This window comes from Metapseudomonas resinovorans DSM 21078, assembly GCF_000423545.1.
In the GTDB taxonomy this organism is placed as follows: domain Bacteria; phylum Pseudomonadota; class Gammaproteobacteria; order Pseudomonadales; family Pseudomonadaceae; genus Metapseudomonas; species Metapseudomonas resinovorans.
Genome location: NZ_AUIE01000001.1, coordinates 155,253 through 176,384, shown reverse-complemented (window position 1 = coordinate 176,384; position 21,132 = coordinate 155,253). Strand labels below are relative to the sequence as shown.

Annotated in this window: 17 protein-coding genes and 1 tRNA gene; 7 read left to right on the top strand and 11 right to left on the bottom strand. The window is 66.2% G+C overall.

Annotated elements, in window-relative coordinates; translation table 11 throughout:
• Positions 1 to 99 precede the first annotated feature (99 nt).
• The 4 genes from G559_RS0100765 to G559_RS0100750 are packed head-to-tail and all read left to right on the top strand — an operon-like array spanning position 100 to position 3,707.
• Positions 100 to 738 carry a TetR/AcrR family transcriptional regulator gene (locus G559_RS0100765; RefSeq protein ID WP_028626405.1) on the top strand — a complete coding sequence of 213 codons (639 nt, stop codon included), beginning with the start codon at positions 100 to 102 and terminating at the stop codon, positions 736 to 738.
• A complete protein-coding gene (locus G559_RS0100760) occupies positions 735 to 1,697 on the top strand; it encodes an HlyD family secretion protein (RefSeq protein ID WP_028626404.1) in 963 nt (320 codons plus the stop codon). Before G559_RS0100765 ends, G559_RS0100760 begins: the two co-directional genes overlap by 4 nt.
• Positions 1,684 to 2,631, top strand: coding sequence for an ABC transporter ATP-binding protein (locus G559_RS0100755; protein ID WP_028626403.1), 948 nt, complete (start codon positions 1,684 to 1,686; stop codon positions 2,629 to 2,631). Before G559_RS0100760 ends, G559_RS0100755 begins: the two co-directional genes overlap by 14 nt.
• Positions 2,628 to 3,707 (top strand): ABC transporter permease, encoded by a 1,080-nt coding sequence (locus G559_RS0100750; protein WP_028626402.1) that lies wholly within the window; start codon positions 2,628 to 2,630, stop codon positions 3,705 to 3,707. Before G559_RS0100755 ends, G559_RS0100750 begins: the two co-directional genes overlap by 4 nt.
• Before the next feature lie 26 nt (positions 3,708 to 3,733).
• On the opposite strand, the gene G559_RS0100745 is transcribed toward G559_RS0100750, so the two are convergent.
• The 5 genes from G559_RS0100745 to G559_RS0100725 form a co-directional block, all read right to left on the bottom strand.
• Positions 3,734 to 4,864, bottom strand: coding sequence for a TIGR03364 family FAD-dependent oxidoreductase (locus G559_RS0100745; RefSeq protein WP_028626401.1), 1,131 nt, complete (start codon positions 4,862 to 4,864; stop codon positions 3,734 to 3,736).
• A gap of 184 nt (positions 4,865 to 5,048) precedes the next feature.
• Positions 5,049 to 6,068, bottom strand: a complete 1,020-nt coding sequence (locus tag G559_RS0100740; RefSeq protein ID WP_028626400.1) for a putative 2-aminoethylphosphonate ABC transporter substrate-binding protein — start codon at positions 6,066 to 6,068, stop codon at positions 5,049 to 5,051.
• Positions 6,069 to 6,108: 40 nt separating this feature from the next.
• Positions 6,109 to 7,830, bottom strand: a complete 1,722-nt coding sequence (locus G559_RS0100735) for a putative 2-aminoethylphosphonate ABC transporter permease subunit (RefSeq protein ID WP_028626399.1) — start codon at positions 7,828 to 7,830, stop codon at positions 6,109 to 6,111.
• A gap of 1 nt (position 7,831) precedes the next feature.
• Complete coding sequence (locus G559_RS0100730) at positions 7,832 to 8,893, bottom strand: putative 2-aminoethylphosphonate ABC transporter ATP-binding protein (RefSeq protein WP_028626398.1); 1,062 nt, start codon at positions 8,891 to 8,893, stop codon at positions 7,832 to 7,834.
• 225 nt (positions 8,894 to 9,118) lie between these two features.
• Positions 9,119 to 9,979, bottom strand: a complete 861-nt coding sequence (locus G559_RS0100725; RefSeq protein ID WP_028626397.1) for a LysR family transcriptional regulator — start codon at positions 9,977 to 9,979, stop codon at positions 9,119 to 9,121.
• A 306-nt stretch (positions 9,980 to 10,285) separates the two neighbouring features.
• Here G559_RS0100725 and G559_RS0100720 point away from each other — a divergent pair, with 306 nt between their 5' ends.
• Entirely contained in the window at positions 10,286 to 12,376 is a 2,091-nt protein-coding gene (locus tag G559_RS0100720; RefSeq protein ID WP_028626396.1) for a TonB-dependent receptor family protein, read from the top strand.
• 7 nt (positions 12,377 to 12,383) lie between these two features.
• Here the strand turns inward: G559_RS0100720 and grxC are convergent, their stop codons facing one another.
• A complete protein-coding gene (gene grxC, locus G559_RS0100715) occupies positions 12,384 to 12,644 on the bottom strand; it encodes a glutaredoxin 3 (RefSeq protein ID WP_028626395.1) in 261 nt (86 codons plus the stop codon).
• A gap of 49 nt (positions 12,645 to 12,693) precedes the next feature.
• A complete protein-coding gene (locus G559_RS0100710; protein ID WP_028626394.1) occupies positions 12,694 to 13,209 on the bottom strand; it encodes a carboxymuconolactone decarboxylase family protein in 516 nt (171 codons plus the stop codon).
• Between the two features lie 137 nt (positions 13,210 to 13,346).
• Between G559_RS0100710 and G559_RS0100705 the strand changes: the two genes are divergently transcribed.
• Entirely contained in the window at positions 13,347 to 14,168 is an 822-nt protein-coding gene (locus G559_RS0100705) for an AraC family transcriptional regulator (RefSeq protein WP_028626393.1), read from the top strand.
• 34 nt (positions 14,169 to 14,202) lie between these two features.
• Here the strand turns inward: G559_RS0100705 and G559_RS0100700 are convergent.
• The 4 genes from G559_RS0100700 to G559_RS0100685 all read right to left on the bottom strand — a co-directional run bounded on the left by G559_RS0100700 (position 14,203) and on the right by G559_RS0100685 (position 20,462).
• A tRNA-Arg gene (locus tag G559_RS0100700) sits at positions 14,203 to 14,279 on the bottom strand.
• A gap of 86 nt (positions 14,280 to 14,365) precedes the next feature.
• Positions 14,366 to 15,763 carry a sodium-dependent transporter gene (locus G559_RS0100695; protein WP_028626392.1) on the bottom strand — a complete coding sequence of 466 codons (1,398 nt, stop codon included), beginning with the start codon at positions 15,761 to 15,763 and terminating at the stop codon, positions 14,366 to 14,368.
• A gap of 77 nt (positions 15,764 to 15,840) precedes the next feature.
• On the bottom strand, positions 15,841 to 16,896 hold the full coding sequence (locus G559_RS0100690; protein WP_028626391.1) for a Glu/Leu/Phe/Val dehydrogenase dimerization domain-containing protein: 1,056 nt from the start codon (positions 16,894 to 16,896) through the stop codon (positions 15,841 to 15,843).
• Positions 16,897 to 16,994: 98 nt separating this feature from the next.
• On the bottom strand, positions 16,995 to 20,462 hold the full coding sequence (locus G559_RS0100685) for an indolepyruvate ferredoxin oxidoreductase family protein (protein ID WP_028626390.1): 3,468 nt from the start codon (positions 20,460 to 20,462) through the stop codon (positions 16,995 to 16,997).
• 201 nt (positions 20,463 to 20,663) lie between these two features.
• Here G559_RS0100685 and G559_RS0100680 point away from each other — a divergent pair, with 201 nt between their 5' ends.
• Complete coding sequence (locus G559_RS0100680) at positions 20,664 to 21,131, top strand: Lrp/AsnC family transcriptional regulator (RefSeq protein ID WP_028626389.1); 468 nt, start codon at positions 20,664 to 20,666, stop codon at positions 21,129 to 21,131.
• Position 21,132: the final 1 nt, after the last annotated feature.

Here is a 21,132-nt window from a genome sequence, read left to right as displayed (position 1 = left end):
TGTCGTCTAGAGGCACCTGTGCATTCGTCGGCTTCTCGTTGTTAATTAATTAAATGCATATTTAAATAAACCATCTTCACTTGTCCGGAGATGGTTACCGTGACCCGCCCCCGCTCCCCCGGCCGCCCCACAGGCGATTCCCAGTTCCAGCGCGAACGCCTGCTGAACGCTGCCACCGACGCCTTCGCCCATATCGGCATCCACGCGGCCAGCCTGCGTGGCATCGCCCAACAGGCTGGCGTGACGCCCGCCCTGGTCAACTACTACTTCGGCAACAAGGAACGCCTGGTGGATGCCGTGGTGGAAGAACGCCTGCTGCCCCTGTTCCAGGGCATGGCCGAGCGCCTGCAGCAGGTTGGCGATGATCCACTGGAACTGGTCAGTGCCTTCGTTCGCGGCATGAGCGCCAACCTCAGCAAGAACCCCTGGCTGCCGCCGCTCTGGGTACGCGAGATACTCTGCGAAGGCGGCGCTCTGCGCGAAATGCTCACGTCCCGTTTCGCCCCCATGGTGCCCATGCTGCTGGCCGAACGCTTCGCCAAGGCCCAGGCGGGCGGGCGCCTCAACCCCGATATCGACCCCCGCCTGCTGGTGGTCTCTCTGGTCGGCCTGGTGATGCTGCCCTACGCCGCCGGACAGATCTGGCGCGGCATTTTCGCCAGCCCGGAGCTGGGCGACGAAGCCATGGTGAAGCACATCCTTGCCCTGCTCGAACGTGGTCTGGAGGTGAAGCCATGAAATGCTTGCTTCCTTGCCTGATGGCCGTCGTGTTGCTCAGCGGCTGTGAAGACCCCGCCCGGGAACCCTTGCTCGGCACCCTGGAATGGGACCGCATCGGCCTGCCTGCCGAAGCCTCGGAAACCATCCTCGCCTGGCGTGTGGCCGAAGGTGACCGGGTGCAGGAAGGCCAACTGCTGCTGGAACTCGACCCACGCCGACTCGACGCTCGCCTCAAGGAAGCCGAGGGCGATGTCGGCCAGGCAAAGGCGCGACTGGACGAACTCGCCAATGGTGCGCGCAGCGAAACCATGGACGCCGCCCACGCCACCCTCACCCGCAACCGCGCGGAGCTGACCGATGCCGAGCGCAACTTCCAACGCATCTCGGCCCTTTATCAACGCCGCCAGGTGGCCATCGCCGAACTGGACCGCGCCCGCGCCGCGCGCGACCAGGCCCTTGCCGCGGTGAACAACGCCGACGCCCAGCTGCGCGAACTCACCAACGGCACCCGCCCGGAACAGATCGAGCAGGCCACCGCCTTGCTCCAGGCCGCCCAGGGCCGCCTGGAACAGCTGCAGGTCACCCGCGAACACCTCAGCCTGCGTGCACCCCGTGCCGGCCGGGTGGACGCCCTGCCCTTCAAACCCGGTGACCAGCCCCCCGTGAACGCCGAACTGGTCAGCCTGCTGGTGGGCGACTCGCCCTATGCCCGAGTCTATGTGCCGGCCTCGGTGCGCCCGCAGATTGCCATCGGCGATGCGCTCAAGGTGAAGGTGGAAGGCGTGGCCGAACCCTTCAACGCCACCGTACGCAGTATCGCCAGCGAGTCCAGCTTCACCCCTTACTTCGCCCTGACCGGCAAGGACGCCAGCCGCCTGGTCTATCGCGCCGAACTGGTATTGCAGGGCGAGGCGGCACGCAAGCTGCCCGCGGGCCTGCCGGTGCAGGCGGAGCGAGTCAGCCATGAACAACCCTGAAGCGGTGATCCGCGCCACAGGCCTGACCAAGCGCTTCGGCCAGCTCACGGCCGTCGACGGGCTGAACCTGCACGTCAACCGCGCCGAAGTGTTCGGTTTCCTCGGTCCCAATGGCTGCGGCAAGTCCACCACCATCCGCATGCTCTGCGGCCTGCTGCTACCCAGCGCCGGCGAGATCGAAGTGCTCGGCTGCCGCATCCCCCAGGACGCCGAAGCACTGAAACGACGCATCGGCTACATGACCCAGAAATTCTCCCTCTACGAAGACCTGACGGTGGGCGAGAACCTGGAGTTCCTCGCCACCGTCCAGGGACTGGACCGCCGCGAAGCGCGCCAGCGCATCGACGAACTGCTGGAACGCTATTGGCTGGCCGACCGCCGCAAGCAACTCGCCGGGACCCTGAGCGGCGGCCAGAAGCAACGCCTGGCGCTGGCCGGCGCCGTACTGCACAAACCCGACCTGCTGCTGCTCGACGAACCCACCAGCGCGGTGGACCCACAATCGCGCCGGGAATTCTGGGATTCGCTGTTCGAGCTGGCCGAAGCCGGCACTACCCTGCTGGTCTCCACCCATTACATGGATGAAGCCGAGCGCTGCACCCGCCTGGGCATTCTCGACGCCGGCCGCCTGGTGGCCGACGGCAGCCCGGCGGAACTGATGGCCGCCCTGCCCGGCCGCCCGATGCTGGTCGAATGCGCCCAGCCACGCCAGGCCCAGCGTTGCCTGCAAGGTGCCGAAGAAGTCATCGCCATGGCGCAGATCGGCGCCTCGCTGCGGGTGCTCAGTGCCGTGGAAGATGCCCAGGAGCGCATCGCCCAACGCCTCACCGCCGCTGGCATCGAAGCCGAGGTGACCCCCACCGAAGCCAACCTCGAAGACGTCTTCGTCGCCGTCACCCACCGCCCGCACGAGCGAGCCGGAGCGTCGTCATGAACCTGCGCCGCCTGGGAGCCATCGTCCTCAAGGAACTGCGCCAATTGCGCCGCGACCGCCTGACCTTCGCCATGATCGTCGGCATTCCCGTCATGCAACTGGTGCTCTTCGGCTACGCCATCAACATGGACGTGCGTGGCCTGCACGCGGCCGTGCTGGACCAGGCCGACACCGCCCGCTCCCGCGAAGCGGTGGCCGAACTCGGCGCCAGCCAGGTGCTGGACTTCCGCTACCAGCTCAGCAGCCCGCAACAACTGGACGAGCTGCTGCGCGAAGGCAGCATCAGCGCCGCCCTGGTGGTCCCGCCCGATTTTGAGTCCCGCCTGCAACGCCGCGACCGCCCGCCGCTGCAACTGGTGGTGGATGGCTCCGACCAGGTGGTGCAGGCCTCGGCACGACAACTGGCGGCCTACCCGCTGCCCGGCTGGCCCAGCCTCACGGGCGTGCAAGTGGTGAACTTCTACAACCCTGAACGCCTGGCGCCGCTGAACACCGTGCCAGGGCTGATCGGCGTGATCCTCACCATGACCATGGTGCTGTTCACCGCCATCGCCCTGGTGCGCGAGCGGGAACGCGGCAACATGGAACTGCTGATCACCACGCCGCTGTCACCCTGGGAACTGACCCTGGGCAAGGTGCTGCCCTTCGTCGGCATCGGCCTGGTGCAAGTGACGGTGATCCTGCTGGTGGGGCTGTGGCTGTTCGACGTGCCGGTACGCGGTTCGCTGCTGGAGCTTTACGGCGCCTCGCTGGTATTCATCTTCGCCAGCCTGACCCTGGGGGTGTTCATTTCCACCCTGGCGCAGAGCCAGTTCCAGGCCATGCAAATGGCCTTCTTCACCTTCCTGCCGCAGATCCTGCTGTCCGGCTTCATGTTCCCCTTCGCCGGCATGCCGAAGGCGGCGCAGTGGATCGCCGAAATCCTGCCGCTCACCCACTTCCTGCGCCTGACCCGCGGCATCATGCTGCGCGGCGCAGGCCTGGCCGACCTCTGGCTGGAGCTGGTGGTGCTGCTGGTGTTCACCCTGGTGATGCTCACCGTTGCGGTCATGCGGGTGCACAAGCGGCTGGATTGAGAAGGCATACCCATTCGTTACCCGAATCAGCCCAGCAACCCCGCCATGGTCCGCTCACCCAGCGCCGGGCCGATGCTCATGCCGACGCCGCTGTGCATCAGCACGGCGGTCACCCCGGGCGCTGCCTTGAGCACCGAGAACGGCCCCGGCCCACGGGCGCCGTAGACGCCCTGCCAGCGCTCCACCACGGTCAGGCGGGTGCCCAGGGTGTGCTCGGCGAGTTCCAGCATGATGTCGTCCACGGCTTCGGCGTTGAAGGGCGATGCATCCACACCGTAGTGGTGGGAGTCACCGACGATCAGCTCGCCGTAGGGCGTCGGGCTCACCAGCAGGTGGATGCCGTGCTCTTCCAGTTCCGGTTGCTGGCTCTGGATCTGTTCGCGGATGGCCTCGGCTTCCGGCAGGTCGGCGAAGGCGCCGTAGTGCACGCAGCTGAGGCCGGTGAGCACCGCCTGGTTCAGGCCGAAGTCGCGCTCCGGACGCACCCGCAGCATCTGCAGGCGGCACACCTGGGGTTGCAGCGGCGCGATCTGTTCGGCCAGCAACGTCTGGTAGTCGTGCCCCGAGCAGATGACGATCTGCTCCGCGCGACAGCTGCCCTTGGTGCTGTGGATAACCCCCGGTTCGACTTCGCGCACCAGGGTGGAGAAATGGAACTCGACGCCATGCTCGCGGCGCAGGTAGTCCACCAGCGCGGGAATGGCCTCGCGGGAATAGATCTGCTGGTCGTCCAGGCCGAGCAATGCCGCGCGGTGGTGGCTGAATTGTCCCTGGTAGAGGTCGTGCAGGCGCTCGCCACGCAGCAGGTCGACGCGGTAGCCGTGCTCCGGTGCGCGCACTTCGCAGAAGGCTTCCAGCAGCTCTTCCTCAGCGCGGGTGCGGGCGAACAACAGGGAGCCGTTGCGGCGGATCTGGAAGCCGGCGCCTTCGGCCCAGTCGGCCCAGATTTCACGGCTGTCACGGGCCAGGGCGAACATGGGGCCCGGCGGCTGGCCAGTGACCAGGGCCTGACCGAAGTTGCGCACCGAGGCGCCCAGCGGTGTGGCGCTGCGCTCGAAGACGCTGACGCGCAGACCGCGCCGGGCGGCGGCGTAGGCGTGGGAAAGGCCGAGGATGCCGGCGCCGACGATGGCGATATCGGTGTCTTGCAGGGGCATGGGGTTCTCCTTGAAAGCTCGTGCCACCCCACTTCCCTCACCCCGGCCCCGCTCCGCGCCCCTGCCTGGCGCTTCGCGCTCAGGCGCTCATAGGCACTGGAAGCAGTGCTTCCAAAAGCGTGCCTATTCGCCCCAGAGGGAGAGGGGGAAAGTGGTGAGGTGGGAAGAAGTGCGGGCCTGTTAGTTACTGCGGCAGCTTCTCGGACTTGCCGTCGTAGCGCTTGCGCCATTCGGCGAGGATCTGGTCGCGGTTCTGCGAGGCCCAGGCGAAGTCGTTCTTGATCAGGCGCTGCTCGTAGTCGGCTGGCAGTTCGGTCTGCGGCTTGGCGATGCCGGGGGCGGCGAGTACCGCGAAGTTTTCCTTGTACAGCTCCATGGCAGCCGGGCTGGCGGAGAAGTCGGCGAGCTTCTTCGCAGCCTCGATCTGGTCGGTGCCCTTGACGACGCCGGTGGCTTCGATTTCCCAGCCCAGGCCTTCCTTGGGCAGGACGATGTCCAGCGGCGCGCCTTGGCGCTTGAGCTGCACGGCTGGGTATTCGAAGGAGATGCCGATGGGGAACTCACCCGCAGCGGCCAGCTTGCACGGCTTGGAGCCGGAATGGACGTACTGGCCGATGTTCTGGTGCAGGGCATCCATGTAGGCCCAGCCCTGCTTCTCGCCGAAGGTTTGCAGCCAGGCGCTGACATCGAGGAAACCGGTGCCGGAGGACGCGGGGTTCGGCATCACGATCTTGCCCTTGTACTCAGGCTTGGTCAGGTCTTCCCAGCTGCCGGGCTTGGTCAGGCCCTGCTTCTCGGCTTCCACGGTGTTGAAGCAGATGGTGGCGGCCCACACGTCCATGCCCACCCAGGCCGGCGGGTTGGCGGCGTCACGGTAGTTCGCGCCGATGGTTTCCAGGTGCTTGGGCGCGTACTTCTCCAGCATGCCTTGCGCATCGAGGATGGCCAGGCTGGAGGCAGCCAGGCCCCAGACGGCGTCGGCTTGCGGGCGATCCTTCTCGGCCAGCAGCTTGGCGGTGATGATGCCGGTGGAGTCGCGCACCCACTTGATCTCGATATCCGGGTTCTGCGCTTCGAAGGCCTTCTTGTAGGCGGACAGTTGTTCGGCTTCCAGGGCGGTGTAGACGGTCAGCTCGGTGGCGGCCTGGGCCTGGAGGCTGAAGCCGGCCATCACGGCGGCGGCGAGAGCGAGGCGTTTGAACATGAAAAGCTCCTTGTCGGGATTGGCTTACGGTTGTGGTTGTTCAGACTGTGGCCGGCGTGCCCTGGCGCCAGGCCTGGGACCGGCGCAGCAAACCGCGCGAGGTCCAGGCCAGCAGCAGGGATACGGCAGCCGAGGTGAGCAGGATCAGGGTGGACATGGCGGCCGCGCCGCCGACGTTGCCGGCGTCGTCCATGTTCAGCACCGCCACGGCGGCGAGGATGCTGTCCGGGCTGTAGAGGAAGATGGCGGCGGACACCGTGGTCATGGCCGAAACGAACAGGTAGCGGATGATGTCCAGCAGCGCCGGCAGGCAGATCGGCACCGTCACCCGCAGGTAGTGGCGCCAGAGCGGAGCCTTGAGCGACAGCGCGGCGGCTTCGAACTCGCCATCCAGTTGGCGCAACGCGGTGGTGGCGGTCATCTGCGCAGTGGTGAGGAAGTGCGCGATGGAGCAGATCACCAGCAAGGCCATGCTGCCGTACAGGGCATGCAGCGGGTTGCCCGGCAGGTTGAAAAAGAACACGTAACCGAGGCCGAGCACCAGGCCGGGCACCGCCATGGGCACGAAGCTCAGGAAGCGCAGCGCCTGGTTCAGCCACTGCTGGCCACGGGTCTTCTCCATCAGGTAGGCGCCGGTGAAGATCAGCGCGCTGCCGAAAATCGCCGTGCAGGTGGCCAGGGTCAGGCTGTTGCGGTAAGCCAGCCAGCCGCCGCCTGCGGTTTCCTCGAAGGCGTAATGACGCAGGGACAGCGACAGGTTGTAGGGCCAGAACTTCACCAGGGACGAATACACCGCCATGCCCAGCACCAGCAGGAGGATGGCGCAGACCACCAGCACCAAGGCCAGGAAGCAGGCATCGCGCCCCCGCGACGGCGCCGGGTGGAAGACCTGCGCACGACCGCTCATGGCCTCGCCCTGTCGGCGGCGCAGCCAGGCATCGACGCCAAAGCTGAGCAGCGCCGGCAGTAGCAGCACCATGCCGATCAGCGCGCCACGGCCGAACTGCTGCTGGCCGACGACGGCCTTGTAGGCCTCCAGCGCCAGCACCTGATAGTCGCCACCGACGACCACGGGCACACCGAAGTCGGTGATGGTCAGGGTGAACACCAGGCAGAAGGCGGCGAACACGGCCTGGCGGGTGGCCGGCCAGGTGATGCTGCGGAAGGCCTTCCAGGGACCGGCACCCATGCTGGCGGCGGCGTCGAACAAGCGCGCATCCGCCATGCCCAGGGCCGAGAGCAGCACCATCAACGCATGGGGAAAGGTGTAGATGGCTTCACCCAGGACGATGCCCCAGAAGCCGTAGATGTTGTCCGGCAGCCAATCGCGCAACAGGCCCTGGTTGCCGAACAGGTAGATCAGCGCGATGCCCGGCAGCATCGAGGGCGCCAGCAACGGCAGCAGGGAGATGCCACGCCACAGGCCCTTGACCGGAATCAGCGTGCGTTGCAGGGCGTAGGCGAACAGGTAGGCGGTGGGCACCACGATGGCGGCCACACTGAGGGACACCTTCAGGCTGTTGCCCAGCAACCAGTGGAAGTTGGCGCTGGCGAACAGCTCACGGGCCGCCGCGAATCCGCCACCTTGCCCCGCTTCGCCGCTGAAGCCACGCCAGAAGATGGCCAGTAGCGGCAGCAGCACGGCGAGGGTCAGAAAGCCCAGCATCAGGTACTTGCCACCCGCCACGAAGAGTCGGTCGCCCAACTCGGCGCGAAGGGAGCCTTTGGCCCGGGATTTTTCCAGCTTGATCACGGCTTCCATCTCAGGCGAACACCTGCAGGCTGCGGGCGGGCAAGGCCACCCAGATGTCCGGCGTGCCAAGGCGCGGCAGGCTTTCTGGGTCCAGCTCGGCCAGCAGCGGATGGCCCGGCAGTTGCTCCAGCTCGAAGCTCATGCGGCAACGGTTGCCGAGGAAGGTGATCTCCCGAACCTGGGCGCGGAAACGGTTGTCCTGCTGCTCAGACGGGTTGATGGCAATGGCTTCCGGCCGGCAGAACAGGCGCCCGCTCGCTGCACCGTTGGCCGACTCGGGCAGGCGAAGATCGAGGCTGCCGACACGCGCATGGCCGTTCTGGCGGGACTCGAAAGGCAACCAGTTGCCCTGGCCGACGAACTCGGCGACGAAGGGCGTGGCCGGCTGGCGGTAGATGTCTTGCGGGGTGCCGTACTGCTCGACGCGGCCCTGGTTCATCACCGCGATGCGGTCGGCCATCAGCATGGCTTCGTCCTGATTGTGGGTGACCATCAGGGTGGTGATACCAAGGCGCTTCTGCAGCTGGCGCAGCTCGGTACACAGGTGTTCGCGGACACGGGCATCCAGGGCCGACATGGGTTCGTCCAGCAACAGCAAGGACGGCGCCGGCGCCAGGGCACGGGCCAGAGCCACGCGCTGCTGCTGGCCACCGGAAAGCTGGCCGGGGAACTTCTTCTCGCTGCCGGCCAGCCCTACCAGCTCCAGCATCTCGGCGACGCGGGCGCGGGCCTGCTCGCGGCTGCTGCCGGCCAGCCCGTAGCCGATGTTCTGCTCGACGGTCAGGTTGGGGAACAGCGCGTAGGACTGGAACAGGATGCCGTAGTCACGGGCCTGCGGCGGCAGGCGGGAAATGTCGCGCGCACCGATGTGCAGCGTGCCGCTGTCCTGCTGCTCCAGCCCGGCGATGCAGCGCAGCAGTGTGGTCTTGCCGCAACCGGACGGCCCCAGCAGGCACACCAGCTCGCCTTCGGCGATATCCAGGGAAACCCCGCCCAGGGCGGTGAACTGGCCGAAGCGCTTGTGGATATCGCGCACCTTCATATGGGTGGCGTGCTGATTGGCTGGAGTCATGGCGGTACCTCGTTAAGCGGTTGGCATGCACAGGTGCATGTCTCGACGAGGTTGATGCTAGGGAGGGATTGCGAAGGCTAGATGGCGGTTAGGCAAAGTACGCCGATAGTGGCATTGGTGGATTTGGTATAGGCGGGTGGGCGTCGAGCACGGTGGACATCGCTCTTCATGTCCACCAGCGGCGCCCGGGCGGATGCCGACGGTGGATCGATGAAGTGTGATCCCCTACTCCGAGACTTCGCGGGCCAGGGCCAGGAAGGCCGCCGGCAAGCGCGCCTGGCGACGTTCCTTGAGGCAGTAGAGGTATTCGTCGATGTGCGGCGCGCCCTTGAGTTCGATCACCCGCAGCTCGGGGTTATCCGGCACTTCGTGGCGCGCGATGATGCTGATACCGAGGTTGCGGATCACCGCTTCGCGAATGGATTCGCGGCTGCCGATCTCCAGCAGCGGGCCGATGGAGATGCCGGCCTCCTTGAGCATGTCTTCGGTGAGCTGGCGCGTGGTGGAGCCGGATTCGCGCATCAGCAGGCAGTGGCCCTTGAGATCGTCCAGGCTGACGGACTTGCGCCGCGCCAGGGGGTGTTCACGGTGCACCGCGAGCACCAGCGGGTCGCTGCCGAGGACGATGCGGGTCAGGCGGGCATCGTCCAGTTTCTGCGAGGAGGCAGCGAGGTCGACGCGGTATTCCTCCAGGGATTCGATCACCTGCTGGGAGTTGCCGATCTCCAGGGAGACATCCGTCTGCGCAAAGCGGGTACGGAAGACCCGCACCAGATCGAGGATGTAGTAAGGCGCGGTGGCGCCGATGCGCAGCGTGCCCTGAATCTGCCCGCAGTTACGCAGAAAGAACTCGATATCGGCCTCCTGCTGCAGCAGCACCTTGACCATGGGCAGCAACCGCGCGCCCTCCTCGCTCACCGTCAGGCGGCGGCCGCCCCGGTGGAACAACTCGACGCCGTACTGGCTTTCCAGGTTGCGGATCTGGGTGGTCACCGTGGGCTGGCTGAGGCCGAGCTTCTTCGCCGCCTGGGTGATGCTGCCCAGGCGGGCGACCATGTAGAAGGCCTTGAGCTCAGCGCTGAGCATGGCGATGGAACCTCGGAGCTGGGAAGTCCGGGCATTCTAGCCGTACACCAGGACAGCTCCGATAGCTGTGGGGGCGAATTCATTCGCAGAGGAGGACGAAGTCCCCCGAGGGTTGGCGTCAAGCGAAGCGCGGCCCGGCAAACCACCGTTACTCGACTGTGCCGGGCTCCGTCTGCCAGGGCCCAACAGGACTGAGTTCATTGGCGAAGCAAGACACAGACCTGCCGGTGGAACCTACAGCCTGTGCGCGATGCTACCTTCAGGAAAGATAAAAGACTGTCAAAAGCTATCAAAACGACACCCGCCATGGCCGATGCTGTGACCGTTTCCCGCTACACCGCCCTCCTCTGCCTGCTGGGTGGCGAGCAGTTGAGTGCGGCCGATCCACAACCGCTGGAAGCCCCCGCGCTGGTGATCAGCGGCAGCCGTTACCGGGCACCGGCCTTCGACCTGCCGTTCTCGGTGGACAGGGTCGACCCGGTGCAACGGGCGCAACCCGGCATCAACCTTTCCGAGCAGCTCTCCGGCGTGCCCGGCCTGGCCATCCAGAACCGCCAGAACGACGCCCAGGAGCCGCAACTCTCCTCCCGCGGCTTCGGCGCCCGGTCAGCCTTCGGTGTGCGCGGCATCAAGTTACTCAGCGACGGTATTCCCGCGACGACTCCGGACGGCCAGGGCCAGGCCTCCAGCTTCGACCTGGACGTGCTGGACCATATCGAGGTGTTGCGCGGACCCTTCGCGACCACCTACGGCAGCAATTCCGGCGGTGTGGTGCAACTGTTCTCCCGCGACGGCGAAGATCCGCCGCGCCTGTCCGGTGGTACCACCCTGGGGAGCTGGGGGACCCAGCGGGAAAGGCTGACCCTGGAAGGTGGTGACGGCCGTGTCGGTTACCTGGTCAACCGCTCTCACTTCGAAACCGACGGCTACCGTGACCACAGCGCCGCGCTGATCGACAAGACATTCGCCAAACTCACCCTGCGCCCCGACGCCGATACGCGCTTGGCGCTGATCTATAGCGACCTTGATCAGAACGGCACCCAGGACCCGCAAGGACTGAGCTGGCAGGCCTATCGCCAGGACCCGCGTTCGGTGTCGGCCAACACCCTGCTGTTCAACACCCGCAAGACGGTGGACCAGCGCCAGGGCGGCCTCAATCTGGAACGCCGCTTCGGTGAGGCCAGTTGGCAGACGACGCTCTACAGCGGCACCCGGCGGGTGATCCAGTTCCAATCCATCCCGGTGGCGGTACAGGCCAACCCCCGGCATTCCGGTGGAGTGATCGACTTCCAACGCGACTACCAGGGCATCGGCAGCCGCTGGATCCAGCCCTTCGACACCGACCTGGGACGTTTCACCGCCACCGCGGGCGTCGACTACGACCAGTCCAGCGACGATCGCCAGGGCTACGAGAACTTCATCGGCGACAGCCTGGGGGTAAAGGGGGCGCTGCGCCGTGATGAGCGCGACGAGGTAACCAGCGCCTCGCCCTACGTGCAGCTCTCTTGGGAACGCGGCGATTTCCGGGTGCTGGCGGGCCTGCGGCACAACGAGGTGGCGTTCGAAGTAGACGACCGCTACCTGGCCAATGGTGACGACAGCGGCCGCGTCACCTATCGCGAGACAACGCCCAGCCTTGGCCTGACCTACGCCCTGACGCCGGACCTGAACTTGTACGCCAGCTGGGCACGGGGCTTCGAGACGCCGACGCTCAACGAGTTGTCCTATTCCGGCGCCGATGGCGGGTTCGGCTTCGGCCTGCAACCCGCCAGCAGCCGTCAGTTGGAAGTCGGACTCAAGGCCCTGCTGCCGCGCGACGGACGACTGGAGCTGGCGCTGTTCGAGATCCGCACCGAAGACGAACTGGTGGTGGCCGCGTCCCTGGGCGGACGCACCCGCTACCAGAACGCCGCCGAGACCCGCCGCCGAGGCCTGGAGCTGGGCCTGGAGCAACCGCTGCACCAGGACTGGCGCCTCGAGCTGGCCTACACCTGGCTGGACGCCCGCTACACGGAGTCCTTCAGCAGCGCCGGGCAAACCATCCCGTCGGGCAAGCGCATGCCCGGCATCGCCGAACACACCCTTTTCGCCACCCTGGCCTGGTCGCCCCGCAGCGGCCTGGACGCCGGCCTGGAGGGCCAGTGGCGCAGCAGCCTGGAGGTGGAGGACAGCGCCCGGGCCCGCGCCGCGCCGGGCTTCGCCCTGGCCAACGCTTACCTGCGCCTGGAGCAGCGCCAGCGCTCCTGGACCTTCAGCCAGACCCTGCGGCTCGACAACCTCTTCGACCGCGACTACGTCGGCTCGGTGATCATTGGCGAGGGCAACCAGCGCTACTACGAGGCGGGGGCCGGGCGCAGCTGGTACGCCGGCCTGGCGCTGGAGTACGCCTTCGACTGAAGCCGCATCAGTCACGTCCCAGCAAAGGATCGAGCTGCCCTTGCCGCTCCAGCGCCGCCAGGTCGTCGAAGCCCCCGACGTGGCGCGAACCGATGAAGATCTGCGGCACGCTGCGACGTCCGCCGCTGCGCTCGAGCATTTCCCGGAAGCGCTCCGGGTCGAGCTGGACATCCACCTCGGTGGCCAGCACACCCTTGCGCTGCAGCAGGGATTTGGCGGCGACGCAGTAGAGGCAGGTGCGGGTGGTGTAGAGGATCACATCGTTCATGGCGAAGCTCCTGGCGAGCGGGCAGTCACCTGCCCGCGTAGGTAGAAGGTCACGGGGCCGGCGGGAAGTCCACGTCGGTGTGGGCGAGGTTGTTGAGGTAGTTGGTCAAGGTCATCAGCGCGACCTGGGCCACCACCTCGATCAGCTTGGCGTCGGAGATCCCGGCGGCACGGGCAGTCGCCAGTTGGGCGTCGTCCAGGGCGCCACGATTCTCGGCCACCTGGCGGGCGACACGGGTCAGGGCGTCCAGCTCACCGGCCCGCGCAGCCTGGATCTCGCTGTCGGAAAGGCCGGCCTTGGCACTGAAGTAGCCGTGAGCGGCCAGGCAGTAGTCGCAGCCGTTGAGTTCGGAAACCGCCAGGGCGATCTGCTCCCGCTCCCGGGCACCCAGGGTGCCCCGGGACAGCGTCTGGGAAAGCTGCAGGTAGCCGGACAGCACGGAGGGTGCGTGGGCCAGGGTCTGGAACAGGTTGGGGACGAACCCGATCATTTTCTGCACGCCGTCCAGCAGCGGACGGGCAGCGGTGGAGACTTCTTCGGTGGTGGCAATGGCGATACGGGGCATGACGGACTCTCCTGTGAATGGGTATACCTGTTGGATACGGCGTCCATCCTAGGGGCCTGCCCAGCCTCTTTGGACGCAGGAACTCGCCAGTTTGCAACCAATCGTCCAGACTTTAGTTTTTTGACAGGAGTCCGACCATGGACCGTCTTTCCGTCCTGCTGGGGCACTTCGGCGTCCAGGCCGGCACCTTCTTCAGTGGCGTTTTCTGCGGCCTGGAAGCCTTCGGCCGGGAAGGTCAAAGCGGCCACGTCCACCTGCTCCAGGGGGGCCGGGCGGACCTGCACATGGCGGATGGCAGTCATTGGAAACTGGAGGAGCCCACCCTGGCCTTCTTTCCCCGGCCCTACGCACATCGCCTGGAGTCCGCCGAGCGCGACGGCACCCGACTGGTGTGCGCCACCCTGGCCTTCGGCGGTGCCTCGGGCAATCCGCTGGCGGGCGCCCTGCCCGACTATCTGGTGCTGCCGCTGAAAGACTTGCCGCTGCTGGCGGGCAACCTGGACTGGCTGTTCGCCGAGGCATTCGGCGAGGAATGCGGTCGCCGCGCGGTGATGGATCGCCTGTTCGAGTTACTGGTGATCCAGTTGCTGCGCCACCTGCTGGCCCACAGCGGCCTCGCCACCGGCATGCTGGCGGGCCTGGCCGACCCGCGCCTGTCCAGGGCCCTGAACCTGATGCACGAAGACCCGAAGCACCCCTGGACCGTGGCCGAGCTGGCCAGCGCGGCCAACATGTCCCGCGCTGCCTTCGCCGCGCACTTCCGCGAGGTCACCGGCCAGACCCCGGCCGACTACCTCGTGCACTGGCGCGTGGGCCTGGCGCAGAAGCTGCTCCGCGATGGCCGGCCCATTCCCCATGTGGCGGACGCCGTGGGCTACGAAAGCCCTTCAGCGCTGGCACGGGCGTTCCGCCGCAAGACCGGGGCGAGTCCGCGGGAATGGCTACTGGCACAGGGTTGAACGACAGGAAGCGGTGGCCGGAGCGGCGAGGAAATGGCGTCCCAGAGTGGGTTCGAACCACCAACCTTCCCCTTAGGAGGGGGATGCTCTATCCAATTGAGCTACTGGGACGCGGCGACCCCGCCGGGTGGCGAGGTCGTGAGGACGGGCGGCATGTTAACGACGTTCGCGGCGTTTGTCATGCCATCCCGACGGGCTCAGAACAGGCCCAGGCTGTGGAGGAAGACCACGAGAATGCATAGCGGCGTGACGTAGCACAGCATTTGCCACCAGAGACGGAACAGCGCCGGGCTGGCGATGCCCACGCCCTCCTCCACCTTGGCACGGCCCAGCACCCAGCCGCAGAACAGCACGGTCAGCAGGCCACCGACAGGCATCAGCAGGTTGGCGGTGAGGTAGTCCAGGGCGTCGAAGAAAGTCTTGCCGAACAGGGTGTACTCGGCGCCAAGGTTGAAGGAGAACACCGAGCCCAGCCCCAGCACCCACAGACCGAGGCCGCTCAGCAGCACCGCCTTGACCCTTCCGATGCCGAAGCGCTCGGTGAGCCAGGCAATGGTGGGTTCACTGAGGGAGATGGCGGAGGTCAGGGCGGCGATCGCCAGCATCACGAAGAACAGCCCGCCTACCAGGCTGCCCAAGGGCATCTGGCCAAAGGCGATGGGCAGGGTGACGAAGATCAGCCCCGGGCCGGAGCCAGGCTCCAGGCCGTTGGCGAACACCAGCGGGAAGATCGCCAGACCCGCCAGCAGGGCGACGCTGGTGTCGGCGATGGCCACCATGATCGAGGTGCGGGCAATGGACGTGCCGGCGGGCAGGTAGGAGCCATAGACCATCATGGCGCCGCTGGCGAGGCTGAGGGTGAAGAAGGAATGGCCCAGGGCGATGAGTACGCTTTGGCCGGTGAGCTTGCTGAAGTCGAAATCGAAGAGGAAGTGGACGGCAGTGCCGAAGTGCTCGGTAGTGGCGGCGTAGCCCACCAGCACCAGCAGGAGCAGGAACAGCCCCGGCATGAGGAAGCGCAGCGAGCGCTCCAGCCCTTTCTGCACACCCAGGGCGACGATCAACAGGGTGGCCAGGAGCACAGCACTGCCATAGGCCAGGAGCTTGAGCGGGTTGGCCAGCAGACCGTTGAAAAGGGCCTCGCTGGCCTTGCCGTCGATCCCGGCGAAGCGGCCGGCCAGGGCATCCGGGACATAGGCCACGGCCCAGCCCGCCACCAGGGTGTAGAAGCTGAGGATAAGGAAGCCGGTGAGCACCGCCATGCTGCCCAGGCGTCGCCAATGGCGCCCAGCACCGGCATCGAGAGCTGCCAGGTTCATCGCCTGCTCCGGGTTGGCCCGGGCGCGTCGGCCCAGCATTACTTCCAGCATCAGCAGGGGGATGCCGATCACCAGGATGCAGCCAAGGTAGACGAGAACGAACGCGCCGCCGCCGTTCTCACCGGTGATGTAGGGGAACTTCCAGATATTGCCCAATCCCACGGCGGAGCCGGTTGCGGCAAGGAAGAAGGCCCAGCGCGACGACCATTGTCCACGGGCGTCGGCGGGTCTGGAGGCATCACCGGCATGGCCGGATACGAGGCTTTCTTGAGTCATGGGGCATACCGTCTTGTTGTTGTAGTGAGGTACGGGCCGGCCAGGGGCGCTCGCCGATGGCCGGCTGGGAACAGCCGTCAGACGCGGCCGAAGCGCTCCTCGGCCAGGCGGTCGGCCACCGCGGTGGTGGTGCGGCCTTCGCTGTCGGCGCGCACGAAGATTTCCCGCAGGGTCTCGCCAATGCCTTCCACGTGCTGGCGCAGCGCCGCTTCGCTGCCGTTGCTGCGCTCGTACCAGACGTCGATGATGCCGCCAGCGTTGATGGCGTAGTCCGGTGCGTAGAGGATGCCGCGACGGCGCAGTTCCTCGGCCAGGCCGGCGTCGGCCAGCTGGTTGTTGGCGGCGCCGGCGATGATCGGCGCACGCAGGGCTTCGAGGGTCTGCGGGTTGACGATGCCGCCCATGGCACAGGGGGCGAAGACGTCCACGTCCAGGCCATAGATATCGTTCTGCCCGACTACCTGAGCGCCCAGTTGCTCGGCGGCGCGGCGGGCGTTGGCGTCGTGGATGTCGCAGACCCAGAGCTGGGCACCAGCCTCTTTCAGGTACTGCGCCAGGCTGAACCCCACCTGGCCGACGCCCTGGATGGCCACGCGCAGGCCGGAAAGGTCATCGCGTCCGAGGCGATGCTTCGCCGCGACACGGATACCAACGAAGGTGCCGTAGGCGGTGGATGGCGACGGGTTGCCGTCGCGCACGCCGCCGCCCAGGGCTTCGCGGGTGCCGGCGCCGGCCACATGGCGGCTGCGCTCGGCCATGATGCGCATCTCGGTGACCCCGGTGCCGGAGTCAGCGGCGGTGATGTAGCGGCCGCCCAGGCTGTCGACGAAATCGCCCATGGCCTGGAACAGCGCTTCGCTCTTGTCGCGGTGCGGGTCGCCGATGATCACCGCCTTGCCACCGCCGAGCGGCAGATTGGCCAGGGCGGATTTGTAGGTCATGCCACGGGACAGGCGCAGCACATCGCGCAGGGCCTGCTCGTCATTCAGGTAGGGCCACATGCGGCAGCCGCCCAGGGCCGGGCCGAGGTTGCTGTTGTGGATGGCGATGATGGCCTTGAGTCCGGAGGCCTTGTCGTGGCCGTAGACCACCTGCTCGTGATGATCGAACTCGACGTGTGTGAAGACGGACATGGGTGTTCCTCGATTCTGTGGTGACGTGTTGCGAATTGAACAGGTGCTCGCCTCCCTCTCCGCGAACGGAAGAGGGAGGTGAGCTTGAGTGGGTGGGTTCAGGCAGCCGGGTCGAACAGGTGCAGCACCTGGATCTCGCTGGCGGTGAGGCGGGTGCGCAGCTGCTTCTCTTGCTCGCGGACCTTGGCCAGGGCGCGTTCCTTGACCGGGCCGTAGCCGCGAATCTGCTCCGGCAACTCGGCCAGGGCGACTGCCGCTGCGTAGTTGCTTGGCTTCAGTTCCTTGATCAGCAGGTCGACCGTGGCTTCGTACTCGGCGATCAACTGGCGTTCGAGCTTGCGCTCTTCGCTGTAACCGAAGAGGTCGAACGCGCTGCCGCGAAGGAACTTGAACCCGGCCAGCACGCCGAACGCCTTGAGCATCCAGGGTCCGAAGCGGCGCTTGCGCGGCTCGCCGGTGACCGGGTCAGCCTTGGCCAGCCAGGACGGCGCCAGGTGGAACTCCAGGTGGTAATCACCCTGGAACTGGGCGTCCAGTTGCTTGCGGAAGGTAGCGTCGCTGTAGAGGCGCGCCACTTCGTACTCGTCCTTGTAGGCCAGCAGCTTGGCGTAGTAACGGGCGACGGCGCGGGTCAGGGCCTTGTCTTCGCTGCTGTCGGCCTTGCGCACGCGCTCCACCAGAGCGCGGTAACGCTCGGCGTAAGCGGCGTCCTGGTAGGCACGCAGGTGGTCGGCGCGGTACTGGATGATCTCTTCCAGGGTTTCACAGCGAGGTGCTTCCACTTCGACAGGCTTGGCCAGTTTCTCTACCGCGGCCAGGTCGTGGGCAGCACGACGACCCCAGAGGAAGGCCTGCTGGTTGAGGGCGACCGACACGCCGTTGAGTTCGATGGCTTTGTCGATGGCGTCAGCGGAGATGGGTACCAGGCCGCGCTGGTAGGCGTAACCGAGCATGAACAGGTTGGTGGCGATGCTGTCGCCCAGCAGGCGGGTGGCCAGGCGGGTGGCATCGACGAAATGGGTCTTGGCCTCGCCCACCGCTTCCACCAGTGCCTCGCGCATGGCCTGGCCCGGTACCTGGGCGTCGGGGTTGCGGGTGAACTCGGCAGTGGCAGCCTCATGGCTGTTGACCACCGCGTTGGCGATGCGGTCATTGAGCTTGGCCAGGGCCTCTTCGCTGGCGGCCACGACGAGGTCACAGCCCAGCAGCAGGTCGGTCTCGCCGGCGGCGATGCGCACGGCGTAGATGTCGTCCTGCTTGGCAGCAATGCGGATGTGGGTGATCACCGGGCCGAACTTCTGTGCCAGGCCGGCCTGGTCGAGCACGGTGCAGCCCTTGCCTTCGATGTGCGCGGCCATACCCAACAGCGCGCCGACGGTGGTTACGCCACTTCCGCCGACGCCGGGCAGGAGAATGTTCCAGGGACGGTTCAGGCTCGGCTGACGCGGTTCCGGCAGGGCCACGAAGAGCGCCTTGGCACCGGCGGCTTCGGGCTTGCGCAGGCTGCCGCCATGCACGGTGACGAAGCTCGGGCAGAAGCCTTCGACGCAGGAGAAATCCTTGTTGCAGGCGTTCTGATCGATCTGGCGCTTACGCCCCAGCTCGGTTTCCAGTGGCAGCACGGAGAGGCAGTTGGACTTGACGCTGCAGTCGCCGCAGCCTTCGCACACAGCCGGGTTGATGAAGGCGCGCTTGGCCGGGTCGACCAGCTTGCCGCGCTTGCGGCGACGGCGCTTCTCGGTGGCGCAGGTCTGGTCGAAGATCAGCACCGACACGCCCTTGAACTCACGCAGCTCGCGCTGCACGGCATCCAGTTCGCGGCGATGGTGAAAGGTGACGATGGGCGCGAAGGTGGCGCGGGTCGGGTACTTCTCCGGCTCGTCGGAGACCAGGGCGATGCGCTTCACGCCTTCGGCGAAGACCTGCTGGCTGAGTTGATCGACGCGCAGCTCGCCGTCGATCGGCTGGCCGCCGGTCATGGCCACGGCATCGTTGTAGAGAATCTTGTAGGTGATGTTGACCCCGGCGGCGACGGCCGCGCGCAGGGCCAGTTGGCCGGAGTGGAAATACGTGCCGTCACCCAGGTTCTGGAAGATGTGCGGGGTGTCGGTGAAGGGCGCCTGGCCGATCCAGGTGGCGCCCTCCCCGCCCATCTGGGTGAAGGTGTCGGTGTTGCGGTCCATCCACTGGGTCATGTAGTGGCAGCCGATGCCACCTTGGGCGCGACTGCCTTCCGGCAGCTTGGTGGAGCTGTTGTGCGGGCAGCCAGAGCAGAAATGCGGGGTGCGCGTGGTCGTGTGCTTGGGCTCGGCGAGGGCCTTTTCCTTGGCGGCGAGGAAGGCCAGGCGGGACTCGATCTGCTCACTGGAGTAGATCGGCGCCAGGCGCTTGGCAATGACGCGGGCGATCATCGCCGGAGTCAGTTCGCTGAGGTTGGGCAGCAGCGAGGTGCCCTCCTCGTCGAACTCGCCCACCACGCGCGGGCGCTTGTCCACAGGCCAGTTGTAGAGCTGGCCGGTGACTTGGTCTTCGATGACGCTGCGCTTCTCTTCCACCACCAGGATTTCATCCAGGCCTTGGGCGAACTCGTGGACGGAGACGGGTTCCAGCGGCCAGCTCATGCCAACCTTGAGCACCCGCAGGCCGACCTTGGCGCAGAGTTCCTCGTCCAGGCCCAGGTCGTTCAAGGCCTGGCGCACGTCGAGATAGGACTTGCCGGTGGTGATGATGCCAAGGCGCGGGGTCGGCGAGTCGAGCATCACCTGATTGAGGTTGTTGGCACGGGCGAAGGCGCGGGCGGCGTAGATCTTGTACATGTTCAGGCGCTTTTCCTGCGCCAGGGGCGGGTCCGGCCAGCGGATATGAACACCGTCTTCCGGCAGTACGAAATCTTGCGGAATTTTCACATCCACGCGCAGCGGGTCGACTTCCACCACGGCGGAAGAGTCGACGTTTTCGGCGATGGTCTTCAGCGCCACCCAGCAGCCGCTGTAGCGCGAGAGCTCCCAGCCGATGATCCCGTAGTCGAGGATTTCCTGGACGTTGGCCGGATTCAGTACCGGGATGGAGGCGCCGATGAAGGCATGCTCGCTCTGGTTGGCGATGCTGGAGGACTTGCAACCGTGGTCGTCGCCGGCCAGCAGCAAGACGCCGCCATGGGCCGAGACGCCGGCGGAGTTGCCGTGCTTGAAGACGTCGCCGCAGCGATCCACGCCCGGCCCTTTGCCGTACCACATGGAAAACACGCCATCGTACTTGGCACCGGGGAACAGGCTGGTCTGCTGGCTGCCCCAGCAGGCGGTTGCGGCCAGTTCTTCGTTGACGCCCGGTTGGAAGTGAACGTGGTTTTCCTTGAGGAAGGACTTGGCTTCCCAGAGGCTCTTGTCGAGGTTGCCCAACGGCGAACCCCGGTAGCCGGAGATGAAGCAGGCGGTGTTCAGGCCGTGGGCCTTATCGCGTTGCTTCTGCAGCATCGGCAGGCGGGTGAGTGCCTGGGTGCCGGTGAGGTACAGGTGACCGGTTTCAAGGCGGTACTTGTCATCCAGGCGGATCTCGGCCAGAGACATGCGGGCGCTCCTTTTGTTTTTATGGCGACCTTGATGGCAACGGTGGGTGCCATCTCTTGTTCAGCCCGACGCAGGATCGCTGCCTCGGACGCGTGGATAAGAATATGACCGGACGGTGCTGATTTTTTCTTTCTATTTTCGGATTCCAACGCCAGACTTGCGCATGATCCTTCCAACAAAAACAAGATTTCGGACAGATTCATGCAGAACCCGCTAAGCCCCATCGATCGTAAGATCCTGCGCCTGTTGCAACATGACGCTGACCTGTCCGCCGCGGAAGTGGCGGAGAAGGTGGAGCTGTCCCAGTCACCCTGCTGGCGGCGCATCCACCGCATGCAGGAGGACGGGCTGATCGAACGCAAGGTCGCCCTGCTCAATCCCAAGTTGCTGGGTTTCTCGATCACGGTATTCGTCAACATCAAGCTGTCTGCCCACGGCCGCAACAACCTCACCGAGTTCGAGGAAGCCATCGTCGGCTACCCGGAAGTGCTGGAGTGCTACACCATGGCCGGCGGCTCGGACTACCTGCTGAAGGTGGTGGCCAAGGACATCGCCGGCTACGAACGCTTTCTGCGGGACCAGTTGCTGCAACGCCCTCATGTACTGGAGGCGCACTCGAACATCGCCATGAGCGAGGTCAAGCGCACCACCGAGCTGCCGCTGGATTGAG

Excerpts from the sequence above, each read along its gene's own strand:
- G559_RS0100735 (WP_028626399.1), bottom strand. The coding sequence starts at position 7,830 with ATGGAAGCCGTGATCAAGCTGGAAAAATCCCGGGCCAAAGGCTCCCTT.
- G559_RS0100720 (WP_028626396.1), top strand. The coding sequence starts at position 10,286 with ATGGCCGATGCTGTGACCGTTTCCCGCTACACCGCCCTCCTCTGCCTG.
- G559_RS0100695 (WP_028626392.1), bottom strand. The coding sequence starts at position 15,763 with ATGACTCAAGAAAGCCTCGTATCCGGCCATGCCGGTGATGCCTCCAGA.
- G559_RS0100740 (WP_028626400.1), bottom strand. The coding sequence starts at position 6,068 with ATGTTCAAACGCCTCGCTCTCGCCGCCGCCGTGATGGCCGGCTTCAGC.
- G559_RS0100760 (WP_028626404.1), top strand. The coding sequence starts at position 735 with ATGAAATGCTTGCTTCCTTGCCTGATGGCCGTCGTGTTGCTCAGCGGC.
- G559_RS0100730 (WP_028626398.1), bottom strand. The coding sequence starts at position 8,893 with ATGACTCCAGCCAATCAGCACGCCACCCATATGAAGGTGCGCGATATC.
- G559_RS0100745 (WP_028626401.1), bottom strand. The coding sequence starts at position 4,864 with ATGCCCCTGCAAGACACCGATATCGCCATCGTCGGCGCCGGCATCCTC.
- G559_RS0100685 (WP_028626390.1), bottom strand. The coding sequence starts at position 20,462 with ATGTCTCTGGCCGAGATCCGCCTGGATGACAAGTACCGCCTTGAAACC.
- G559_RS0100705 (WP_028626393.1), top strand. The coding sequence starts at position 13,347 with ATGGACCGTCTTTCCGTCCTGCTGGGGCACTTCGGCGTCCAGGCCGGC.
- G559_RS0100725 (WP_028626397.1), bottom strand. The coding sequence starts at position 9,979 with ATGCTCAGCGCTGAGCTCAAGGCCTTCTACATGGTCGCCCGCCTGGGC.
- G559_RS0100755 (WP_028626403.1), top strand. The coding sequence starts at position 1,684 with ATGAACAACCCTGAAGCGGTGATCCGCGCCACAGGCCTGACCAAGCGC.
- G559_RS0100690 (WP_028626391.1), bottom strand. The coding sequence starts at position 16,896 with ATGTCCGTCTTCACACACGTCGAGTTCGATCATCACGAGCAGGTGGTC.
- G559_RS0100710 (WP_028626394.1), bottom strand. The coding sequence starts at position 13,209 with ATGCCCCGTATCGCCATTGCCACCACCGAAGAAGTCTCCACCGCTGCC.
- G559_RS0100680 (WP_028626389.1), top strand. The coding sequence starts at position 20,664 with ATGCAGAACCCGCTAAGCCCCATCGATCGTAAGATCCTGCGCCTGTTG.
- grxC (WP_028626395.1), bottom strand. The coding sequence starts at position 12,644 with ATGAACGATGTGATCCTCTACACCACCCGCACCTGCCTCTACTGCGTC.
- G559_RS0100750 (WP_028626402.1), top strand. The coding sequence starts at position 2,628 with ATGAACCTGCGCCGCCTGGGAGCCATCGTCCTCAAGGAACTGCGCCAA.